The organism is Dokdonia sp. Asnod1-B02 (assembly GCF_045063955.1).
Lineage (GTDB): Bacteria > Bacteroidota > Bacteroidia > Flavobacteriales > Flavobacteriaceae > Dokdonia.
The window spans coordinates 467360-488316 of the sequence record NZ_JBEFNW010000002.1 but is presented as its reverse complement, the minus strand read 5'-3'; the positions used below and the strand labels follow the sequence as shown (position 1 = coordinate 488316).

General features: G+C 38.2%; 24 protein-coding genes. 13 read left to right on the top strand and 11 right to left on the bottom strand.

What is annotated here, in order from left to right:
- Positions 1-74 precede the first annotated feature (74 nt).
- The 11 genes from ACJJVU_RS02200 to ACJJVU_RS02150 all read left to right on the top strand — a co-directional run bounded on the left by ACJJVU_RS02200 (position 75) and on the right by ACJJVU_RS02150 (position 8764).
- Positions 75-1064 carry a sugar phosphate isomerase/epimerase family protein gene (locus tag ACJJVU_RS02200; RefSeq protein ID WP_405221803.1) on the top strand — a complete coding sequence of 330 codons (990 nt, stop codon included), beginning with the start codon at positions 75-77 and terminating at the stop codon, positions 1062-1064.
- A 5-nt stretch (positions 1065-1069) separates the two neighbouring features.
- On the top strand, positions 1070-2293 hold the full coding sequence (locus ACJJVU_RS02195) for a nucleoside permease (RefSeq protein ID WP_405221800.1): 1224 nt from the start codon (positions 1070-1072) through the stop codon (positions 2291-2293).
- Between the two features lie 153 nt (positions 2294-2446).
- Positions 2447-3583 (top strand): Gfo/Idh/MocA family protein, encoded by a 1137-nt coding sequence (locus tag ACJJVU_RS02190; protein WP_405221797.1) that lies wholly within the window; start codon positions 2447-2449, stop codon positions 3581-3583.
- 82 nt (positions 3584-3665) lie between these two features.
- Positions 3666-4718, top strand: coding sequence for a sugar phosphate isomerase/epimerase family protein (locus ACJJVU_RS02185; RefSeq protein WP_405221794.1), 1053 nt, complete (start codon positions 3666-3668; stop codon positions 4716-4718).
- A 29-nt stretch (positions 4719-4747) separates the two neighbouring features.
- The gene (locus tag ACJJVU_RS02180; protein ID WP_405221791.1) at positions 4748-5509 is read left to right on the top strand and encodes a DUF1080 domain-containing protein; all 762 of its coding nucleotides are present in this window, start codon (positions 4748-4750) and stop codon (positions 5507-5509) included.
- On the top strand, positions 5509-5841 hold the full coding sequence (locus ACJJVU_RS02175; RefSeq protein ID WP_339846282.1) for a hypothetical protein: 333 nt from the start codon (positions 5509-5511) through the stop codon (positions 5839-5841). Before ACJJVU_RS02180 ends, ACJJVU_RS02175 begins: the two co-directional genes overlap by 1 nt.
- 171 nt (positions 5842-6012) lie before the next feature.
- A complete protein-coding gene (locus tag ACJJVU_RS02170; protein WP_298323531.1) occupies positions 6013-6876 on the top strand; it encodes a YicC/YloC family endoribonuclease in 864 nt (287 codons plus the stop codon).
- Positions 6876-7475, top strand: a complete 600-nt coding sequence (gene gmk / locus ACJJVU_RS02165) for a guanylate kinase (RefSeq protein WP_405221786.1) — start codon at positions 6876-6878, stop codon at positions 7473-7475. Before ACJJVU_RS02170 ends, gmk begins: the two co-directional genes overlap by 1 nt.
- Before the next feature lie 7 nt (positions 7476-7482).
- A complete protein-coding gene (locus ACJJVU_RS02160; RefSeq protein ID WP_405221783.1) occupies positions 7483-7827 on the top strand; it encodes a HopJ type III effector protein in 345 nt (114 codons plus the stop codon).
- A gap of 17 nt (positions 7828-7844) precedes the next feature.
- Positions 7845-8423 carry a nicotinate (nicotinamide) nucleotide adenylyltransferase gene (gene nadD, locus ACJJVU_RS02155; protein ID WP_108877405.1) on the top strand — a complete coding sequence of 193 codons (579 nt, stop codon included), beginning with the start codon at positions 7845-7847 and terminating at the stop codon, positions 8421-8423.
- An 11-nt stretch (positions 8424-8434) separates the two neighbouring features.
- Entirely contained in the window at positions 8435-8764 is a 330-nt protein-coding gene (locus tag ACJJVU_RS02150) for a hypothetical protein (protein WP_405221780.1), read from the top strand.
- A 93-nt stretch (positions 8765-8857) separates the two neighbouring features.
- Here ACJJVU_RS02150 and lysM read toward each other — a convergent pair whose 3' ends face one another.
- The 3 genes from lysM to dprA form a co-directional block, all read right to left on the bottom strand.
- The gene (gene lysM, locus ACJJVU_RS02145) at positions 8858-9358 is read right to left on the bottom strand and encodes a peptidoglycan-binding protein LysM (protein WP_405221777.1); all 501 of its coding nucleotides are present in this window, start codon (positions 9356-9358) and stop codon (positions 8858-8860) included.
- Between the two features lie 279 nt (positions 9359-9637).
- Complete coding sequence (locus tag ACJJVU_RS02140; RefSeq protein WP_405221774.1) at positions 9638-10600, bottom strand: nicotinic acid mononucleotide adenyltransferase; 963 nt, start codon at positions 10598-10600, stop codon at positions 9638-9640.
- 197 nt (positions 10601-10797) lie between these two features.
- On the bottom strand, positions 10798-11901 hold the full coding sequence (gene dprA / locus ACJJVU_RS02135) for a DNA-processing protein DprA (RefSeq protein ID WP_405221771.1): 1104 nt from the start codon (positions 11899-11901) through the stop codon (positions 10798-10800).
- Positions 11902-12002: 101 nt separating this feature from the next.
- Here dprA and ACJJVU_RS02130 point away from each other — a divergent pair, with 101 nt between their 5' ends.
- Positions 12003-12938, top strand: coding sequence for an SPOR domain-containing protein (locus tag ACJJVU_RS02130; protein WP_405221768.1), 936 nt, complete (start codon positions 12003-12005; stop codon positions 12936-12938).
- Between the two features lie 67 nt (positions 12939-13005).
- Complete coding sequence (locus ACJJVU_RS02125; RefSeq protein WP_108877412.1) at positions 13006-13515, top strand: acyl-CoA thioesterase; 510 nt, start codon at positions 13006-13008, stop codon at positions 13513-13515.
- Positions 13516-13560: 45 nt separating this feature from the next.
- Here the strand turns inward: ACJJVU_RS02125 and ACJJVU_RS02120 are convergent, their stop codons facing one another.
- The 8 genes from ACJJVU_RS02120 to ACJJVU_RS02085 form a co-directional block, all read right to left on the bottom strand.
- On the bottom strand, positions 13561-13746 hold the full coding sequence (locus tag ACJJVU_RS02120) for a CsbD family protein (RefSeq protein ID WP_013750728.1): 186 nt from the start codon (positions 13744-13746) through the stop codon (positions 13561-13563).
- Positions 13747-13863: 117 nt separating this feature from the next.
- A complete protein-coding gene (locus ACJJVU_RS02115) occupies positions 13864-14373 on the bottom strand; it encodes a hypothetical protein (RefSeq protein ID WP_405221764.1) in 510 nt (169 codons plus the stop codon).
- Between the two features lie 113 nt (positions 14374-14486).
- Complete coding sequence (locus ACJJVU_RS02110; protein WP_405221761.1) at positions 14487-15719, bottom strand: murein hydrolase activator EnvC family protein; 1233 nt, start codon at positions 15717-15719, stop codon at positions 14487-14489.
- Positions 15706-16488: a DUF4292 domain-containing protein gene (locus tag ACJJVU_RS02105; protein WP_379952850.1), complete on the bottom strand. Its 783-nt coding sequence runs from the start codon at positions 16486-16488 to the stop codon at positions 15706-15708. Before ACJJVU_RS02105 ends, ACJJVU_RS02110 begins: the two co-directional genes overlap by 14 nt.
- Entirely contained in the window at positions 16488-17870 is a 1383-nt protein-coding gene (locus ACJJVU_RS02100) for a tetratricopeptide repeat protein (protein ID WP_405221758.1), read from the bottom strand. Before ACJJVU_RS02100 ends, ACJJVU_RS02105 begins: the two co-directional genes overlap by 1 nt.
- A 9-nt stretch (positions 17871-17879) precedes the next feature.
- A complete protein-coding gene (locus ACJJVU_RS02095; RefSeq protein ID WP_405221755.1) occupies positions 17880-18899 on the bottom strand; it encodes a sugar phosphate nucleotidyltransferase in 1020 nt (339 codons plus the stop codon).
- Positions 18900-18984: 85 nt separating this feature from the next.
- Positions 18985-19419, bottom strand: a complete 435-nt coding sequence (gene dut / locus ACJJVU_RS02090) for a dUTP diphosphatase (protein WP_405221752.1) — start codon at positions 19417-19419, stop codon at positions 18985-18987.
- Positions 19420-19474: 55 nt separating this feature from the next.
- Positions 19475-20938 (bottom strand): lipopolysaccharide biosynthesis protein, encoded by a 1464-nt coding sequence (locus ACJJVU_RS02085; protein ID WP_405221749.1) that lies wholly within the window; start codon positions 20936-20938, stop codon positions 19475-19477.
- Positions 20939-20957 lie beyond the last annotated feature (19 nt).

The window sequence follows — 20957 nt, the reverse complement described above, 5'->3', positions numbered from 1 at the left end:
TTAGTCAAACACTAGATTTAACAGTAATTCACGGGCGAAAACGTTATAGTTCTACCCTCCAATTAAATTATATTATGAAAAAATATCTTCTAGGAGCATTTTTATGCGCATTTACACTCTTTTCTTGTAAAACAGATCAAAAAAAAGAGGGTGATAACGCTTCCGCGAAAGCAGAAATTGAAAATTCTCAAAAAACAGCTCCAACTTTCAAACATTCGCTAGCTCAATGGTCACTTCACAAACCGTTTCAAGATGGTACTATGGACCCGATGGAATTCCCGCAAATTGCCAAAGATCTTGGTTTTACCGGAGTAGAATATGTGACACAACTATATCCATCTGTTGCTGAAGTAGGGACAGATTATAAAGAACGTGTAATGAAACTTGCAAACGACCTTAATGATAAGGCAACTGCTGCAGGTATGGATAACGTTCTTATTATGGTTGATCACGCTGGTGAACTAGCAGATCCAGACCCTAAAAAACTAGAAGAAGCTATTGCAAATCACAAAATATGGATGGATGCAGCAAAACTTATGGGAGCACACTCGGTAAGAGCAAATCTCTTTGGAGAGCTAGATCCTGTAAAATGGCATGCTCTATCTGTAGCATCTCTTAAAGAGCTAGGAGCTTACGGTAAAGAAGTAGGTGTAAACGTAATCATAGAAAACCACGGAGGATGGTCAAGCGATGGAGAAAAGCTTATTGCTGTGATGAAAGAGGTTAATATGGAAACAATAGGTGTCTTACCTGATTTTGGAAACTTTTGTGTAAAACGCGAAGGTGGAGAACGCTGGAGCGCTCCTTGTGTGTTAGAATATGATACTTATAAAGGAATAGAAGAAATGATGCCGTATGCAAAAGGAGTGTCTGCAAAGTCATATAACTTTGATGAAAATGGTAATGAGACAAAATTAGACTACCAACGATTAATGCAAATCGTTGCCGATAGTGGTTTTGAAGGATATGTAGGTACTGAATATGAAGGGCCACTGGAAGATCCAAAAGAAGGTATCGCTCTTACTAAAGCACTAGTTCAAAAATCAATAGACAACCTTAAATAAACCCTATGAAATCAACTACTAAATTCCAGTTATCTTTTATGATGTTCCTCGAGTTCTTTATTTGGGGAGGCTGGTTTGTAACCTTAGGCACATTCATGGGCAATAACCTGAATGCAGAAGGAGGAGAAATTGCAGCAGCATTCTCAACACAATCTTGGGGTGCTATTATTGCACCATTTATTATAGGTCTTATTGCAGATCGATTTTTTAATGCAGAGCGCATACTAGGTGTACTTCACATCATTGGCGCTGCATTAATGTATATGATGTCTCAAGCAACAGACTCGGCTGTCTTTTACCCTTATGTTTTAGGGTATATGATTGCTTATATGCCTACACTGGCACTTGTAAATTCCGTTGCGTTTAATCAAATGAAAGATCCTTCAAAAGATTTTCCATTCATACGCGTATGGGGAACAATAGGGTGGATTGTAGCTGGATTGTTAATCAGCTTTGCTTTTGGATGGGATTCACAAGATTCTATTGCATCAGGCATGCTTAAGAATACATTTGTGATGACGGCTATAGCTTCGGCAGTATTAGGCGTTTTTAGTTTTACACTTCCTAAAACACCACCAAGTGCAAAAGGAGAAAAAGTTGCTATCAAAGATATTTTAGGTCTTGAAGCGCTAGGTTTACTTAAGGATAGAAATTTCTTAGTGTTTTTCCTTTCTTCTGTACTTATCTGTATTCCACTTGCATTTTACTACCAAAACTTAAGTCCGTTCCTTACGGAATCTGGAGTAGAAAAATCTACAGCCCTTGCTTCTATTGGTCAAGTATCTGAGGTAGTGTTTATGTTATTACTTCCTTTCTTCTTTAAGAAGTTTGGGTTTAAGAAGACTATCCTCGTAGGAATGTTAGCGTGGACATTACGTTATTTATTATTTGCTTACGGAAACACTGGAGATTTATTCTTTATGGTTATCACAGGGATTGTACTTCACGGTATCTGTTATGATTTCTTCTTCGTATCTGGACAGATTTATACAGACAGCAAAGCTGGACCAAAAATTAAAAGTGCCGCTCAAGGACTTATCACACTTGCTACTTACGGTGTAGGGATGTTAGTAGGTTTTTATGTGGCAGGAAAAATAACAGATGCAAACATTGTAGGTGAAGGTCACGATTGGAACTCTGTATGGATATTCCCAGCAATTTTTGCAGCAGCAGTATTTGTGATATTTGCAGTGCTATTTAAAGAAGAAAAAATAGAATATACGGAGTAGTAGTTCAGGCTTAAAAAGTTGTTCCCCTACCTTGAAGGGTGGACGTTTTTAGGACAAGTAATAATATACTCAGTATAAATAAAAATCTAAAAAGTCGATTTACACACCCTTTAAGACAGGGAAATGGAAATCGGCAAATAAAAACACAACACAATGAGCAATAAAATAAGATGGGGCGTCTTAGGTGGCGGCGGAGATAGTTTAATAGGTGTGTTACACCGCGTGGCGGCAAGTATGTTTGACGCATACCAGCTAGTAGGTGGTTCTTTTAACCCAGATATAGAGATAAGCAAAGACTTTGCTACTCAAATAGGCATCCCGACAGATCGTATATACAAAGATTTAACGGAGCTTATAGAAAAGGAAACCGCGCTCCCAGTAGACCAGCGCATGCAAGTGGTATCTATACTTACACCTAACTTTTTACACTTCCCGATGGCAAAGCAGCTTCTAGAAGCTGGCTTTAACGTGATTTGTGAGAAGCCTATGACCATGACGCACGCAGAGGCGCTGGAGCTTGAGGCTATCCAAAAGAAGAATGGCAACGTTTTTGGACTCACACACACCTATACTGGGTATCCTATGGTACGCCAGATGAGGGAAATGATAGCAAATGAAGAACTAGGCGAAATACAGAAAGTAGATGCTCAGTATTACCAAGGCTGGATTAATACCCTCATACATGACAAGGAGCAGCGCAATAGCACCTGGCGTTTAATGCCTGAAAAATCTGGAATTTCTTGCTGTCTTGGTGATATAGGCGTTCACGCTTACCAGATGCTAGAGTTTGTGACTGGTAAGAAAATCAAATCTGTACTTGCAGACCTCAACCATCTATATGCAGATAATGAGATGGATATAGACGGCACCGTATTACTACGCCTAGATGAATACACAAAAGGTGTGTTGCGATCTAGTCAAATAGCAACAGGTGAGGAGAACAACTTTACCGTAGCTGTTTATGGTACAAAAGCAGGTCTCAAGTGGGAGCAAGAAAACCCTAATTATCTCTATTTACTAGAAGATGGACAACCTATGCGCGTGCTTAAACCAGGCCACGCTTATAACAGTGCGCTATCGCTAGACGGCACAAAACTACCTCCGGGACATCCAGAAGGTATTTTTGACGCGATGGGTAATATCTATAAAGGTGTTGCAAAGGCAATACGTGGAGAAGACTACAATTCAGGCGAGTTTCCGGGTATGACAGATGGTGTGCGAGGTATGAACTTTATAGAGAAAGCCGTACAATCTCATCGTGATGGGAATGTGTGGATAGACCTAGAGTAGTATAAGAACGCTTTCGCGAAAGCGTAAAAAGCAACAATTAAAAAGATTCTCACCTTTGCGAGAATGAAAAAAAATATATCCAATGAAAACAATAAAAGGACCCGCAGTATTTCTCGCCCAATTTATGGATGACAAAGCACCCTTTAATTCGCTAGACGGATTATGTAAATGGGCAGCAGACCTTGGGTATAAAGGAATACAAATCCCAACTTGGGAGAACAGATTAATAGATCTTACCACAGCTGGAGAAAGCAAGACCTATTGTGATGAACTCAAAGGAAAAATCAATAGTTACGGCTTAGAGATTACAGAGCTCTCTACACACCTACAAGGGCAACTGGTTGCAGTACATCCTGCTTATGACTTGATGTTTGATAATTTTGCTCCAGACGATTGTAAAAACAACCCAAAGAAGCGTACGGAGTGGGCTCGCAAGCAAGTAATAAGCGCTGCACACGCAAGTAAACATCTAGGTCTTGATGTGAGTGCGACGTTTAGTGGTTCGTTACTTTGGCATACAATGCACCCTTGGCCACAACGTCCTGCAGGACTTGTTGAGATGGGGTTTGAAGAACTTGCAAAACGATGGTTACCTATACTCAACACTTATGATGAGTGTGGTGTAGATGTGGCTTATGAGATTCACCCTGGTGAAGATCTTCACGACGGAGTGACTTTTGAACGTTTTCTAGAAGCTACAGGTAATCACAAGCGTTGTAATATTTTATATGACCCGAGTCACTTTGTATTGCAGCAGCTAGATTACATCGCATACATAGACCACTATCACGAGTTTATAAAAGCCTTCCATGTAAAAGATTCTGAGTTTAAACCAGATGGGAAGCGCGGTACTTTTGGCGGTTACAGTGACTGGCAAGATCGCGCTGGGCGATACCGTTCACTTGGAGACGGGCAGATTGACTTTAAAACCATTTTTACAAAACTCACAGAATACAGTTGTGACGTTTGGGCAGTGATGGAGTGGGAATGTTGTGTAAAAAGTCCTGAACAAGGAGCTAGAGAAGGTGCACCATTTATCGCTTCACATATTATTGAGGCTACACAAAAACGCTTTGATGATTTTGCAGGTGAGGATATCGACAAAGAGCAGTTGAAGAAGATACTTGGACTTTAAAAAACAACCTTTATTTAAAAAAATAGATTATGAAATTATACCATTTAGGAATTATCGCAACAGCACTAACCATTACATCGTGCGGCTCAGGAAATGTGGGTGATGAACCAACGAAACCAGAACAAACAGAAGTATGGGGTCCAAAACCTGCAAAGGTGGCCATAAACGGGCAGACCGGTATCCCTAGTGATGCTGTAGTATTGTTTGACGGCACAAACCTTAACGCTTGGAAAAGTAAAAACGACGGCGGCGCTCCTAAGTGGACGATTAATCAAGACGGGAGTATGACCGTAAAAGATAAGACGGGAGATATTGTGACCAAAGAGGACTTCGGGAGTGTGCAATTACACTTGGAATGGCGCAGTGATCCAAACAACACACAGACTAACCAAAACAGAAGTAATAGTGGTGTGTTTTTTCAAGGCTTATACGAAGTACAAATATTAAATAACAATGATAATGACACCTACGTAAACGGTATGGTAGGCTCTATCTACAAGCAAAAAGCTCCAGACGTGATGGCTGCAAAACCTACAGGTGAGTGGAACACTTATGACATTGTTTTTCACGCGCCAGAATTTGACAGTGCAGGAAAAAGAACAAAAGCAGGTACGCTCACAGTATTACTCAATGGTGTGCTTGTTCAAGATCACTATGAATTACAAGGAAGCACAGAGTATATAGGATTTCCTAAGAACAATGCCCATGGAGATGGACCAATCATACTTCAAGATCATGGCGATATGAGCGGTGTAGGTTATAGAAATATTTGGTTACGTAAATTAAATTAATGGACTTACCTACAATACTTACCACACTAGCGCCAGCACTCATAAGTCTAGCATTATTTATAAATACGCGTTACTTCCCACCGTCAATGGGTAACTCATTCTTAGCAAAATCTCCAGAATGGTGGATGAGAGATCAAGCCACTTGGAATAGTGCGTACTCGTTTTTGGCTCAAAAATATGGCATCGGTACTATTGCACTTTTTGCAATTTGTAGCTGTTTGTTCTTTCTTGAAAGCCCTTATGCAGCATACGGCGGTTATGTTGCGCTTATCGCTTATGTGATTTTAGCAAATTACCAGGTGCGCTCATATATGACTGACAAAATAAAATAACATTGTCTCGCTTTCGCGAAAATTTGATTGCATTCACTAAACGTCTTGAATGATTGTATGTAGGCACGACTTAAATACTCTTAATTACAAGATTATAGGAATACAACTATGCTTTCGCGAAAGCGTACAAACCCCATTCATAATTAATAACTGAACCTTTATCTTTGCCGAATGATAAAATCGATGACTGGTTTTGGGAAAAGTGTACTACAACTTCCTGGAAAAAAAATTACAATAGAGATCAAATCGCTTAATAGCAAAAATCTAGATCTCAATGCTCGTATACCTTCTACCTATCGTGAGAAAGAACTTGCCCTGCGCAATATGGTTGCAAAAGCACTAGAACGCGGCAAGATTGATGTAGGTCTTTATGTAGAAAGTACTGGAGAAAACACCAATACAGTTATTAATGGAACGGTGGTAAACGCTTATATGGCTCAGCTCTCTGATGCTGTGAGTGGTAATCCTAGCGAGACAGAACTTCTTAAAATGGCAATGCGCCTACCAGATGCTCTTAAAACAGAACGTGAGGAACTAGATGAAAATGAGTACACATCGATTGTATCAAATCTAGAGGAAGCACTTAAGGAAATAAACAAGTACCGTCTAGATGAAGGGAATTCTCTTAAAACGGAGTTTGAACTACGTATTGCAAACCTACAGCGCTTGCTGGAAGAGGTTATTGTACTTGATGTAGATAGACTGAGTGATGTAAAAGTAAGGCTTGAGAAAGCTGTTTCTGATCTTAAAGTAAATGTAGATGAGAATCGCTTTGAGCAAGAGCTTATCTATTACCTAGAGAAATATGACATTACTGAGGAAAAAGTTCGCTTAAAAAATCACCTAGATTACTTTACAGAAGCGCTAGAATCTGATGATTCTAACGGTAAGAAACTTGGCTTTATAGGTCAAGAAATAGGTCGCGAGATTAATACAGTAGGATCTAAGTCTAACTATGCACCTATGCAGCAGCTAGTAGTGCAAATGAAGGACGAACTAGAAAAAATAAAGGAGCAAGTTTTAAATGTACTCTAATGGCAAAGCAACCAGAAGATAATAATAGTGAACATCAAGGAAAGCTCATCGTATTTTCGGCACCTTCAGGAAGCGGAAAAACTACGATAGTGAGACACCTTCTAGCACAAGAAGAATTAAACCTTGAGTTTAGTATCTCTGCAACGAGCCGTGAGTCTCGTGGAGAAGAAAAGAATGGGAAGGACTATTATTTCATAGATCTCAAAGAATTTAAAAATCACATCAAGGCAGACGACTTTCTAGAGTGGGAAGAAGTATACCGCGATAACTTTTATGGAACACTGTGGAGCGAGGTACAACGTATCTGGGCCATGGGCAAACATGTGATTTTTGATATTGATGTTGTGGGAGGTTTACGTATCAAAAAGAAATTTCCAGATAAGACACTTGCTGTGTTTGTAAAACCACCTAGTGTAGACGAGCTTAAAATACGCCTTAAGAAGCGTAGCACAGAGAGTGAGGATAAGATTAACATGCGTATCGCAAAAGCTTCTGTAGAGCTCGCTACGGCACCACAGTTTGATCATATCATTCTTAATGACAATCTAGAAAAAGCTCTTAAAGAGGCGGTCACACTTGTTACCGATTTTGTAAAATAATAGCTCAATGACATTACAAGATTTTAAAACCAAACTTGCTACCACACCTAGTGATATTCGATTTACCGATACCATGGAGGTTATAGAATCTCTATATACTTTTACGCCTAGCTCCTTTACAAACGGAAACATTCGTAATGATAGCGGTGAAAACAATGGCTCTTGCAAGTTATTCGGTTTTGCAAAAGACCAAGGATTGAATAAAAGTGACACACTACACTGTTTTGGCGCATATTACAGAGAAGATGTACTACAAAACCCAGAGGGTACAGATCACCAAAACATTAGAAACTTCATGCAGCACGGCTGGGAGGGTATTTCTTTTGATGCAAATCCTCTCCATAAGAAATAATTTTAAATACTACTTCATTGAAAATAGGTCTCTACTTCGGAACATTTAACCCTATTCACATAGGGCATCTTGCGATTGCAAATCACATGGCAGAGTATAGCGACCTAGACAAAATCTGGATGGTCATCACACCGCACAATCCATTTAAGAAAAAGAGTAGCTTACTAGACAACAATCATCGTTATCAGATGGTCTTAGAAGCTCTTGAAACCTATGATAAAATAGAGCCAAGCAATATTGAGTTCAATTTACCACAACCTAACTATACAGTATACACACTAGCTCATCTAGAAGAAAAGTATCCTCAGCATGAGTTTTGCTTAATCATGGGAGAAGACAATCTTAAAAGTCTTCATAAATGGAAAAACTATGAGGTTATTCTTGAACGTCACGACATATATGTATATCCTAGAATCTCTGAAGGCACAGTTGAAACACAGTTTGACAACCACTCAAAGATTCACAAAGTAGACGCTCCTATTATGGAAATTTCTTCTACAATGATTCGTAAAGCTATTAAGGATGGTAAAAATATAAGACCCTTATTACCCCCTGAGGTTCATACTTACATCGATCAAATGAACTTTTACAAATAGGTCATAATTGTATGTCTAAACGGGATTTGACACATCAAAATAGCAAAGAGGCTACCTACTACGGTATGTTGATGGTTATTTCATTTCTTGTACACCTCGCTTTACAACGTGTAAAAGCTTCAGATAATGATTTACCTGATTTTCTCTTGGGATTTACGGTTGCCTTATTTATTGCATCTAGTATACTTACTATCATCAAATATCTCAAAGCTAGAAAGGAACCTCAAAGCCCTAAGCTCGCTAAGGCTCGCGTTTTTGCAATTATATCAGTTATTTTCTGGCTATTTTTCTTAATGAAACTTTCTAAAGAAGTTTTAGAGGTTTTTAGTCAGCTATCTTAATTACTACAAACAAAAAAAGAACAAACATTCCAGACTATCGTCTTTCATATTTGTTCTTTTAATTAGTCTATAATCGCGCTTGAGCGCTTTCTTTTATTTCTCTAAGTGAGGAATACGTAATACTTGACCTGGATAAATCTTATCTACATCCTTAAGCATTGGTTTGTTTGCTTCAAAAATTTGTGGATACTTCATTGGGTCTCCGTACATCGCTTTTGAGATCTTGCTTAAAGAATCTCCGCTTACTACTGTGTAGAAACGAGCTTCTGGCTCTGGATTCTCTACCGTAAGTCTATCATCTACCGTTGCAATACCTGTAGAGTTTCCTACTACAAGGATTACCTTTTCTTTAGTTGCTTGATCGTTTGCGCTTCCAGTAACTACAGCAACATCTCCATCTATTGAGATATCAAGGTTATCAACATCAAGACCTAAGTCATTAATTGTTTCTGCCATGTTACTTGCTGCTTTAGCATTTGCCATTGCAATTTTTTCTTCGGCTACTGCTGCTTTTTCTGCTGCTTCTTCTGCATCTGTTTTTCCTATTCCAAAAACTTTTGCTCCTGCATTTTTAATGAATGAAAATAATCCCATAGTTATAATATTTAGTTAGTGTTTTTATTGAGTACGGAAGTTACAAAAAAGCTAGAGTTATCAATCTATTGTTATGATGACTTTAGTAAATCTCAACGTATATTAACCCTTACCTAACATTTAAGCAGATCATCTATGTTTTTGTAGAATCTCATTCACATGAGCCACTTTCCAAAAAAAGAGAATCCTCACACTAAGTAACACTTAGGTAAGGATTCTCCAACTAAATAACCAACCAAAAATTCTTGAATCACACTGCCGTGGCTAGTGCAGTGATTATTACTTTTTAAGCGCTGCTGCTTTCTTTGCGGTAAGCGCTTTTATTTCTGCTTTAATGTCTGCCGTTTTCTTACGAAGTTTCGGCGCATTTTTACTCTTTCCATCTGTTGCTGTTCTAAACTGGATATACCCTCTACCTCTAAACTGGTAAGTAGTTCCCGTATTTACTTGATACAGCTCTATCGTTTCATCATCAATAACGGTAAGGTCAAAGAACTCATTGTCTGGAAAATTATAATCTAATGTTAAAGTCTTCAAGTAGAAATCTCCAGGCACATCATTAACATCATAGATTCCATCATAGTCCCAAAAAATGTTATTTGTAGATGTTCCGTTTCCATCTTCAGAGCTTCTAAAGTTTCCAGACTGTCCCGCAGGTAGAAACTGTAAGAAATTCTCATTATCAAATGGGTTTATTGCTCCTTCTTCACTAGTATATATTTTTTCCCAAGCTTCAAATTCTTGTAAGAAGTAGTGGATATTGTTATAGAAAACCAAGTCATAGTCAAAAGTGCTTCTTTGGTATCCTACTAGAATATATACTGCTCCTGTAGACGGGTGAAATAACTCTATCTCATTGCTAGATAATACACGTACATCAAAAGAATAATCTCCATCTAGATCATGATAAGCATCTAGCTCATACCCAAAAGTGTCATATGCTCCCACATCAATACCAAATCCTGCACCATTCTGACCTAAACCAGACAAGTTATTGTTTGCAAAGATGGTTCCGTTTCTAAAGGATACTGTAAATGCCTTTTGTAAAAATGGTACGGTAAGATTACCAGAGGAGGCATCGATATCTACATAAAATATTTCATACTGACTTAACACTTGGTTAAGTGAAGGTCCATTATCTACTTCAACATAAGGATCTACTACTACGATCTCTTCTGTATAACAAGAAGTAAATAGGGCTGCGATAAGCGCTACTGCAAATAATTTTTTGATCGTTTTCATACTGTTCGTTTTTTAATTCCCTTAACAGTATTCAAACGGCGTGCCAAAAATATAACTATCTAATTATTAGTTTATTATGTTTTAATTTCTCTTTCGCGAAAATGTTCTCAACCTCATAAAAGTGCATTATATATAAAGTATTCACTTACGATGAGAGCAACTAACTCATAACCAAACCTCTCAAAATATTTTAAAGATTACGTCAACTCAAACAACTTCCCAGGTAAAGGTCTTACCACTCCTTTAAGTTCCATTTGCAATAATATACTCGCGATTTTAAAGGTGGGTAGCTTGCAGTTGAGAGCAATAATATCCATAAGCTCTTTACCATTCTCGTTAAGGAATCGCCACACTACCTTTTCTTCTTCTGTGAGTTCTACAAAAAGTTGTTTTTGAATGGCTGGCTGCTGCTTTTCTTCTAGTTTCCAGTTGAGAATATACACAAGGTCGGCTGCGCTTGTCATGAGATTTGCTCGTTGTTGTTTAATGAGATTATTACATCCTAAACTTTGCTTATCGTCTGCTCGACCAGGTACTGCAAATACATCGCGATTGTAGCCATTTGCAAAATCTGCCGTTACAAGTGATCCTCCTTTCTCTGCAGATTCAATCACAATAGTAGCCTCAGAGAGGCCCGCTATAATCCGGTTGCGCTGCAAGAAGTTAGTATGCACAAAACTACTACGACTCCAGAAATCTGTAACAAAACCACCGTTTGCCTCTACTCCGCTCATATACTTACTATGTACTTTAGGATACACTTGATTAAGGCCGTGAGCAAGTACGCCTATGTTTTGTAAACCGTGGTCAATACACGCTTTATGTGCTGTAATATCTACACCATATGCAAAACCAGAGACAATAAGCGGATTAAGCGGAGCTATCTCTTTTATAAACTTTTTTAAGAAATGTTCACCATAAGTAGTGATTTTACGAGTTCCAACAATACTAATGATGCGCGGATTATTCCAGTTAATATTTCCTCTAGAAAAGAGCACAACTGGTCCATCTATACAATATTTCAACCGCTGTGGATAGTCTGGGTCCGTGTAGGTAGTTGCCTTAATATCATTAGACTGAATAAATGAAAGTTCTTCTTTCGCGAAAGCGTAATACTCCTCCTCACCAAAGGCACTAAGTTTATGATTTCCTATACCATCTATTTTGAGAAGCGTGGTTTTAGGCTGTTTTAGTACCTCCTCTGCACTCCCAAATTGTTGTATTAATTTCTTGATGGTACCATCACCTAGATTAGGAGTATGTTGTAATGTAAGCAAGGAAAGCAATTCTTTTTCGGACATTAACTGTTGATTTTAAGACATCTAAGTAACAACTATTATATCTGTTAATAAAATAAATCACTAAATCTTGGAGGGTTGTGCATTTTGATTAATTTTGAATTATGCAGTTAGATCAGTACATAAGCGATTTATTATATAGATATGAATGTGTGATATTACCTGGTTTTGGGGCGTTTTTGACTCAAATCCAGAGTGCACAGATTCACTCAACAACCCATGCCTTCTACCCGCCTAAGAAGAAACTTTCTTTTAACGCGCAACTTACAGATAGCGATGGATTGCTAGCAAATTATATTTCTAAAACTGAGATGATCCCTCATGAGGAAGCGAGTACTCGTATTAAAACATACGTGCGTTTTCTTTTTGACAGTCTTCGCAAGGGAGAAGCACAAACACTATCAAACATAGGTACTCTTTCTCTAGACACAGAAAGCAGGTTACAGTTTGAGCCATCATACCACCTTAATTATCTTACAGATTCTTTTGGTCTTTCTTCATTTACCTCTCCAGAGATTTTAAGAGAAGTATACAAAGAAGAAGTTACTGCTCTAGAAAGCACAACTCCTATAGCTTTTACTCCAGAACGCAAGGCAACGAGCTCGTGGATGAAGTATGCAGCTGCAGCTGTAATAGCTTTTGGCCTTATAGGCGCTGTAGGATTTAACTATGTAAAAGATGTAGAGCAGCATAACTATGTTTCTCATCAAGAGGCAAAAGAGCAACTAGAAGATAAAATTCAAGAAGCTACTTTTGAGATACCTAATCCGCTACCAGCGATTAAGCTATCACTTACGAAGCCTGTAGGGAGCTATCATATTGTTGCAGGAGCTTTCCGTATGGAAGAAAATGCACAAACACGTGTGGACCAACTTACAGAACAAGGTTTTAAGGCTCGCAAGATAGGAACTAATAAATATGGCCTTCATCAAGTAGTGTATGGAAGCTATACAGACTCTCAAGAAGCTCTTGCCGCATTAAAGTCTATACGCAGTACAGATAATAAGGAAGCGTGGCTTCTTGTGCAAGAAATGGAATAATCCTTTATTAGATTTTCATTTTTAACCTTTCGAGTTTGACGTACCTTTGCGCCAAAATTGAAATGTAATGCAAGCACGTACGCCTACTGATTCAAAAACAACACTAACAGATTTAGTACTCCCTAGTGAGACTAACCCTTTGGGTAATCTCTTTGGAGGTGAGTTACTCGCTCGTATGGATAGAGCTGCAAGTATTGCTGCAAGACGACACTCTCGTCGTATAGTAGTAACTGCATCTGTAAACCACGTAGCCTTTAACCGCATGGTTCCTCTAGGAAGTGTAGTAACTGTAGAAGCAAAGATTTCTCGCGCTTTTAGAACCTCTATGGAGATAGTGATTGATGTGTGGATAGAAGACCGTGAGAGCGGCTTAAAATCGCAGGCTAATGAAGCAATCTATACCTTTGTTGCCGTAGATGAACAAGGAATCCCAGTTTTAGTACCACAGGTAACTCCAGAGTCTGATCTTGAGAAGAAACGATATGACGCCGCACTGCGACGTAAGCAACTATCGCTTGTGCTTGCTGGTAAGATGAAACCAGAAGACGCAACAGAGCTTAAAGCTTTATTTATATAACACAAAAAAGCCTCCTATTGGAGGCTTTTTTTATGCTTGTGGTGGTTACCACTTTTCTACTTCTTCTTTAATAGCTTCTTTGGTTTTTCCAGTTTTTTCTTGGATACGACCTACAACTTCATCAAATTTTCCATCTGCAAATGTCTCGTCGTCGTCAAAGTGCTTTCCGTATTTCTGTTTAAAATCTCCTTTTACTTGATTCCACTTTCCTTCTAGTTCTGTGCTGTTCATAATCTTCTCTTTTTAAGTTCACTACTAAATTACTTTTAATGAGCGCTTTATTGTAATAAGAGAGTATTAAAAAGTGTTATGGTTATCCTAAAACTTACATTACTAAGAGTGCTTAGACTAGAACTTAATACCCGTTCTTAATTTTATAGGATGTGACAACTCGTAGTTAAGTGCAGGAGCTGCATCATTTTTATATACAGGTGTAAAAAACTGAATGCCTGCATCCCACTCTGGTGTAAATTGTACATCAACTCCCATGGTAGGAGAAAGTTCTGTAAACATCGCCCCATTAGTATTAAGTCCTCTCACCACTTGTCCTTGTAATCCCATATAAGTGCTTATACCCTTTGTAGCCTGATATCTAAAAATAAGCGGAAACTCAAGCACTTCATCATTGCCTACTCTTGATCTTGATATACCCATTTGTATCATGGATTTATAACCTACAGAGGCGCCCACAAATAGCGTACGTGTTTGATCATAAAATTCCTTGTTGAGTTCTCCCACATTATTAGCTATAGCTCCTACAGCCTTAATATTTAAAAATGATTCTCCAGAGGCTGGGGTTGCTTGAGCGCTCATAAACGAGGTGACACATAAGAAGAGTAGGTAGATATAATGTCTCATACCCTAAAATTACACCATGCCTAACACTCTTGTGTTAAGCTTATTACAAAATAAGCTAGGTAAATGCCAAATAGTAATAAGTGTTACGCTTTCGCGAAAGCGTAAAAAAAGGATTACATATTAAGTACCCAGTCTGATGGGTTGAGCTTTGAAGTGTTTTTACGCACCGAAAATTTAAGAACACTCTTACCGCTGAAGGCATTGCGCGTGACTTGACCTATCTCTTGTTTAAAAGAAACTTGGTCGCCCTGCTTTACCTTGATACTCTTAAGGTTTGTATAGACAGTGAGATAATCTCCATGACGTATAAAAACAGTGATAGCACCTCCTTGCATATCTTGTATTTGAGTAACCTCTCCTGCAAATACAGCTCTCACAGCTGCGTCTGGTTCTGTCTCAATATCTACACCGCTATTAGTAAGTGTAATACCAGGAAGCGTAGGGTGTGCAGATTTACCAAAGCGACGAGTGACTCTACCTCGCACTACTGGCCATATTAATCTTCCTTTGTTTCCAGAAAACTCTTTGGCTAGTGCAACCTCTGCAGGAGTCATTGCAAATGTCTTACTGCTAGCCGACTTTCCAGCTTTCTTATTACTCGCTGCAATAGCATCTGCAATGAGTTTATCTATTTGTCTATCTATACGATCTGCCTCTTGTTGTTTCGTTTTAATCTGAGCTATGTAGCTACTGGATTTTTTACGAATCTCTTTTACAAGTTCATCTTGACGTTCTTTCTCTTTATCAAGCTCTCGTCTAGCTATACGATTCTCTGCAATAAGGGCTTCCTTATCACCTTTTTGTTTAACTAGCTTCTTATTTGTTTCTTGAATGAGTGTGGTGCGCTCCTTAATCTGCAAGCCTTGCTTCTTGCGGTAATTTGCATACTGCTTCATGTATTGCGTACGCTTATATGCTTGCTTGAAGCTCTCACTAGATAAGAGGAACATAATCTTACTTTGACCGCTCTTACTCTTATAAGACTTACGAATCATATCACTATAATCATCTTTGAGTATGGTAAGTTCCTTGCGTAGGTTTTCCATTTTCTCGAGGTTCTCATTAATCTCCCGAGTAAGTAAATTAGCCTGACTATTAGTGACCTTGATAAGATCTGACCTAAGTCTAATTTTTGTGTCAAGGTCTTCTACTTGTGTGAGGATGGAAACCTCTTTCTTTTTATTTGTTTCGCGCAAGCGTTGCAACTGTTGCATTTCCTTTTTAAGAGCCTCTCTGCGCTGTTCTAGCTGTCTTTGCTTTGCAGACTGCCCAAGGGCTGCTTGTGACATAAATAACGTCAAGAAACAGCTTACAATAAAGATGTATGCTAACTTACTTTTTTGCATTGAGCTTGATTTCTTGGTATCCAGAAGGAATAGAAAATGGCATGCGTACCTCTCCGTTTAAATCTATATCGCGATACTCTATTTGCACTTGAGACTGGTTCTTACCATCATCTGCAAGGATATCTAGCAAGTAAGGAAAGATCTTATTTCCTACTTCTTTATAATCACCATATGCAATATCAAGTGATCCTCCATTATCCTTTTGCTCTATACGTTGTTCTTGAGTAACAAAATTTTGAGTATTAATCCCAAAGAATAAATTCACTTCATCAAGTTGCTTTCTTGGGGTAACCTCGTAGCCATTTTGAGTTTCCTTAAATGTATACTTCCCTTCTCTCAAATCATAAACAGTTTGCCCAGTGAGTAAACGTTGCAGTTGGAAAAAGTCTATTTCTACACCGAGATATTGACTTAAAAATGCAAAGTCACCGTCAAAGTATTGATTGTTGAGCTTATCATAAAACTGCACCTTTTGTGGAGTTATTAAAGCACGAGCACCAGAAAAGCCTATCAAAGATGCATTCATCCAGATTTGTTTATCCTTTTCAATACGGATAGTAAGAGTAACTGTAGGCTTTGTTCCTTTTTTATCTCTGTACTTAATTTTTGTACGAGCGTCAAAAGTTGTAAAATCTATCGCATTATTATAATATTCCTTTACAAGACGCTTAGAAGAAATATCTTCTACTGTCTCTGTTGTAGTAACTTTCTTTGCACCACCGCAACTTGCGAGCACTATTACTAATAATATGTAGCCTAGCTTCTTCATTAATTTCCTTGTGCTTTAAGTTCTTTTACTTTGCTGTAATAACGAGTTGCTTTTGTAGCATCTCCATCACCAGTGTGTGCATCACCTAGTTGCTTGTAAAAGTCCATCTCCATAATCAAATCTTCAATAATATAATCTACACCAAGTTCCAGCTGATCAATAGCAGCTTTGAACTTACCTTGTTTATTTAATGCCACGCCATAAGTAAGATACAATAACGGCTGCGATGGATATAAATCAAGACCATCTGCCACTACATCTTCTACTTTTTCAAAATCACCTGCGTCTAGCAATAATAAACTTGTGTTTTTTATAAGTTCGAGATTTTCTGGCTCACTATCTAACGCCTTAATAAGGTATGGCAATGCCTTCGCTTTATTTCCTTTTTGAATGTAATAGGTAGCTAGCTCTTGATAAATATTTGCATCAGCTACTTGCGTGTCAAAAATTGCAATAGCTTGCTCTAGCTCCGGCTCGTACTTAGGATTTCTATTTACAAAAAGCACAAAATCATTAAGCACGCGATGCTTTGCTGGCGGACTCATACGCGTACTCTCAAGTACCTTTTGCATAGAAGCAATTGCTTCATCTATCTTCCCATCATTAAGGTTGAACTTGTATAACGCTAAGTGAACTTCGTCTGCATAAGGATTAACCTTTTGTAGCTCAAGTGCTGTTTCGTATGCCTTTTGTGTGTCGCCTTGCTCACTGTACAGTAATATAAGTTTGAGGTACTCTGCCTCGCTCTTTGGATTAGAAGCAATATTTTTTTCTATCTCCTTTACCTGTCTATTCGTATTACCAGAAAGCGCATATAATTTGCTCTTTAATCGATCTCGATATATGTCACTTCCTATCTCGTCATCTAGCTCTTCAATGAGGTCAAGTGCTTCTTCGTATTGCTTCGTACTTGTATAGATGCGTGCAAGATCTTCCTTGTACTGCACATCAAAACCTATTAGCTTTTTTACTGTGGTAGCTGCAGCCTCATAATCTTGCTGCTGGAAATGAACTTCATATAGTGCCTCTAAAACATCTACATCATTAGGTTTGATATCTAAGTACGTATTAAAATCTGAGGCAGCCTCATCATAGTTTTTGAGAAATACTTGGTTTTTCCCTCTTTCAAAATATAATATGGCAAGCTCAGGTTCTACAGCGATACACTTATTTAATGATGTGATGGCGCGTTCATAATTTTCAATCCCCTTTTGCTTAAGGGCTTCAAAAAAAGCTGTTTGAAAAGCATCTGACACATCACCTAAGTCATCCACATTCTCATCTGCAAAAGGTGTTACCTCTTGCGGTTGCTGTGCGTTCATACGCTTTCGCGAAAGCGTAAAAAACACGGTAAATATGAGTATGTAAATCCCTTTGTTCATCACTTTATATTATTTCATCACTGTGTAGTCTCCAAGACTTACACGCGTGTGTTCTCCATTATACTGTACTTTGTTACCTATCATGGCTTCTGTCCACTGTGCGTTTTTTATAACACTATCTTGCTGGATTAAGCTATGGCTTATGGTACTATCTTCAATAGTTGTGCCAGCTCCTATCGCAACACCCGGACCTATAGTACAATTTTTAAGAACTACGTTTTCACCTATAAAACAAGGTTCAATAATAGTTGAGTTCTCATTTACCACAGAGTCTGCAATTAGTTGCTCTTCTTTTTCATCGTGTAAGAACTGTAACATCTTAGAATTAGTATCTATAGCTACTTCTTTATTACCACAATCCATCCACTCTGTAACGGTTCCCGTTTTGAAAATACGCCCTTCGGCCATCATTTTCTTTATACCATCGTTAATCTGGTATTCACCTCCATTCATTAGATTTTCATCTAACACTTCTTGAAGCTTCTCTTTAAGAACGGCTACATCCTTAAAATAATATATCCCTATAACGGCTTGATCAGATACAAATGTTTCTGACTTCTCTACAAGCTCTACAATTTCTTCTTTGTCATTAAGTTTTACAACTCCGTAAGCCTCAGGATTAGGGACTTTCTTAGTCCATATAACACTATCTGCCTCTGGATCTAGCTCCAGATCTGCTCGTATTAGTGCATCTGCATATGCGATTACCGCAGGACCGGTTAAAGAAGGCTCTGCACTCATGATTGCGTGACCAGTTCCTAATGGCGCTCCCTGACGATAAATAGATGCTTTTGCACCAAGGCTTTGTGCAAGTTCCTCAAGTTGTGCAATTACAGCATCTCCAAAAAATGTAGGATCACCAAGTATAAAAGCAATCTCGTCTACTGGTTGCTTTAAAATTTTTGCAATATCACGCACTAAACGATGCACAATAGGTGCTCCTGCAACAGGAATTAGTGGTTTAGGTATTGTTAAACTATGTGGTCTTAATCTCGAGCCGAGTCCGGCCATTGGTACTATTATCTTCATCTTTTATAAATCTTTATTTATTCCATTTACATGGAATTTAATACTTATTGCTTTTAGAGAGAGCAATTCTTACCTACGCATAAATTTACTTAACTCCTGTACTCCCAAAACCGCCTTCACCACGATCTGTAGTTGAAAGTTCTGTTACTTCTTCCCATTGTCCTTGCTCATGCTTTGCAATGACCATTTGTGCAATGCGCTCGCCATTTTCAATTGTAAACGGCTCATTAGAAAGGTTTACAAGAATTACTCCTACTTCTCCTCTATAATCTGCATCTATGGTTCCTGGAGCATTGAGTACGGTGATTCCTTTTTTGGCTGCTAGTCCGCTACGTGGTCTTACCTGTGCCTCAACACCTATAGGAAGTTCCATAAATATTCCGGTAGGAACAATGGCTCTTTCTAATGAACCTATCGTGATTGACTCTGTGATATTTGCACGTAAATCCATTCCTGCACTAGCAATGGTTTCATAGTGAGGAAGTGCGTGTGCACTTTTATTAATTACTTTAATCTTCATTATAATCTATTTCAATTCCGCGTCTGCGGTGTTTTTATTAAACTATGAGTTGACTTTATTTTCTTTTCAATAACCTTAATAAAAGCTCTTTTTCGCGAAAGCTAATAAAGCCTATTAAAACTACAATCATACCGACTCCTACAAGATACAATGGCAAGCTCCCAACACCAAAATAATCTCTAAAACCATAAAAGAAAACGCAAGAAAATGTAATACTCATGACTAGGTACAAAAGTATATTTTTTACATCATAAGGAACTGCTAAATGTTTGCGTCCCATGAGATAAGATACAACCACCATTAATCCATAAGCACTACAGGTAGCAATAGCACTGGCGAGATATCCTATTCTAGGTATCAACGTTACATTTATAACGATAGTGAGAATGGCACCGCCTACAGAAATGTATGCACCATATCGAGTTTTATCTGTCACTTTATACCATACGGATAGCGTTTGATAAATTCCAAAAAACAGGTATGCTACGAGAATGAGTGGCACGATGTACATGCCTTCCCAATATTCTTCTCCATCTAACAAAATCACTTTTACAACGTCTACGAGGACCACATAAGCAAATAATGCAATAGAGCCTAAGACTACGAATGCCTTTGTAATCTGAGCATACATGACTTGTGCATTTTCATTTTTTGCTTCGCTAAAAAAGAAAGGTTCAATCCCTATTCTAAATGCAGTAGCAAACAGTGTCATACCAATAGATAATTTATAGCAGGCGCCGTAAATAGCCACTTCCCCTTTGGCAATGTCTTCTGGTAGTATTTTTTCTAATAGAATCTTATCAAAAGATTCATTGATCGTAAAAGCTAAGCCTGCCAGTAAAACAGGTGTTCCATACGTAACCATCTTCTTCCACAAATCTATATCAAAAGACCACTTTACAAAATATGGCTTGATTACAATTAAAAAAGTGAGAACACTTGGTAAACAAAGCGCTATGAAAACGAGCTCTATCTTATCTGAAGGCAACCAACTAGAAACACTATCTAAACCAGGTAGCCATACTAGTAATATTACAGAGAGTCCTGTTGAGATTACAACATTGAGTAATTTTATAAATGCATATGTTCCAGACTTCTTTTGCGCTCTCATATATGCAAAAGGGATTACGGTAAGCGTATCAAATGCAATGATTAGTATCACCCATCGCCAGTATACAGCAGGAACGTCGGATATTTGAGATAGCGTATCAATACCCAAAAATGCTATAATTGTGAATGCAACTGTAGAAACCAGTAAGGCTATAAGGGATGTAGATAGCGTCTTAGCACTATACTTATCATCATTAAAAAATCTAAAAAAAGCGGTTTCCATCCCGTAGGTAAGAAGCACGTTGAGTATCATCACATAAGAAAATACGATAGTCACTTCTCCAAAAGCCTCCTTATCTGGCAAATATCCAGTATAGAGACGTGTGAGTAGAGCCGTAAGTACGCGCGGTAATACCGTCGCGAGACCATACACAAAGGTGTGTTTGAAAAGGCTTTTAAGAGAACTCAAATAATTATGTATTTAAGTA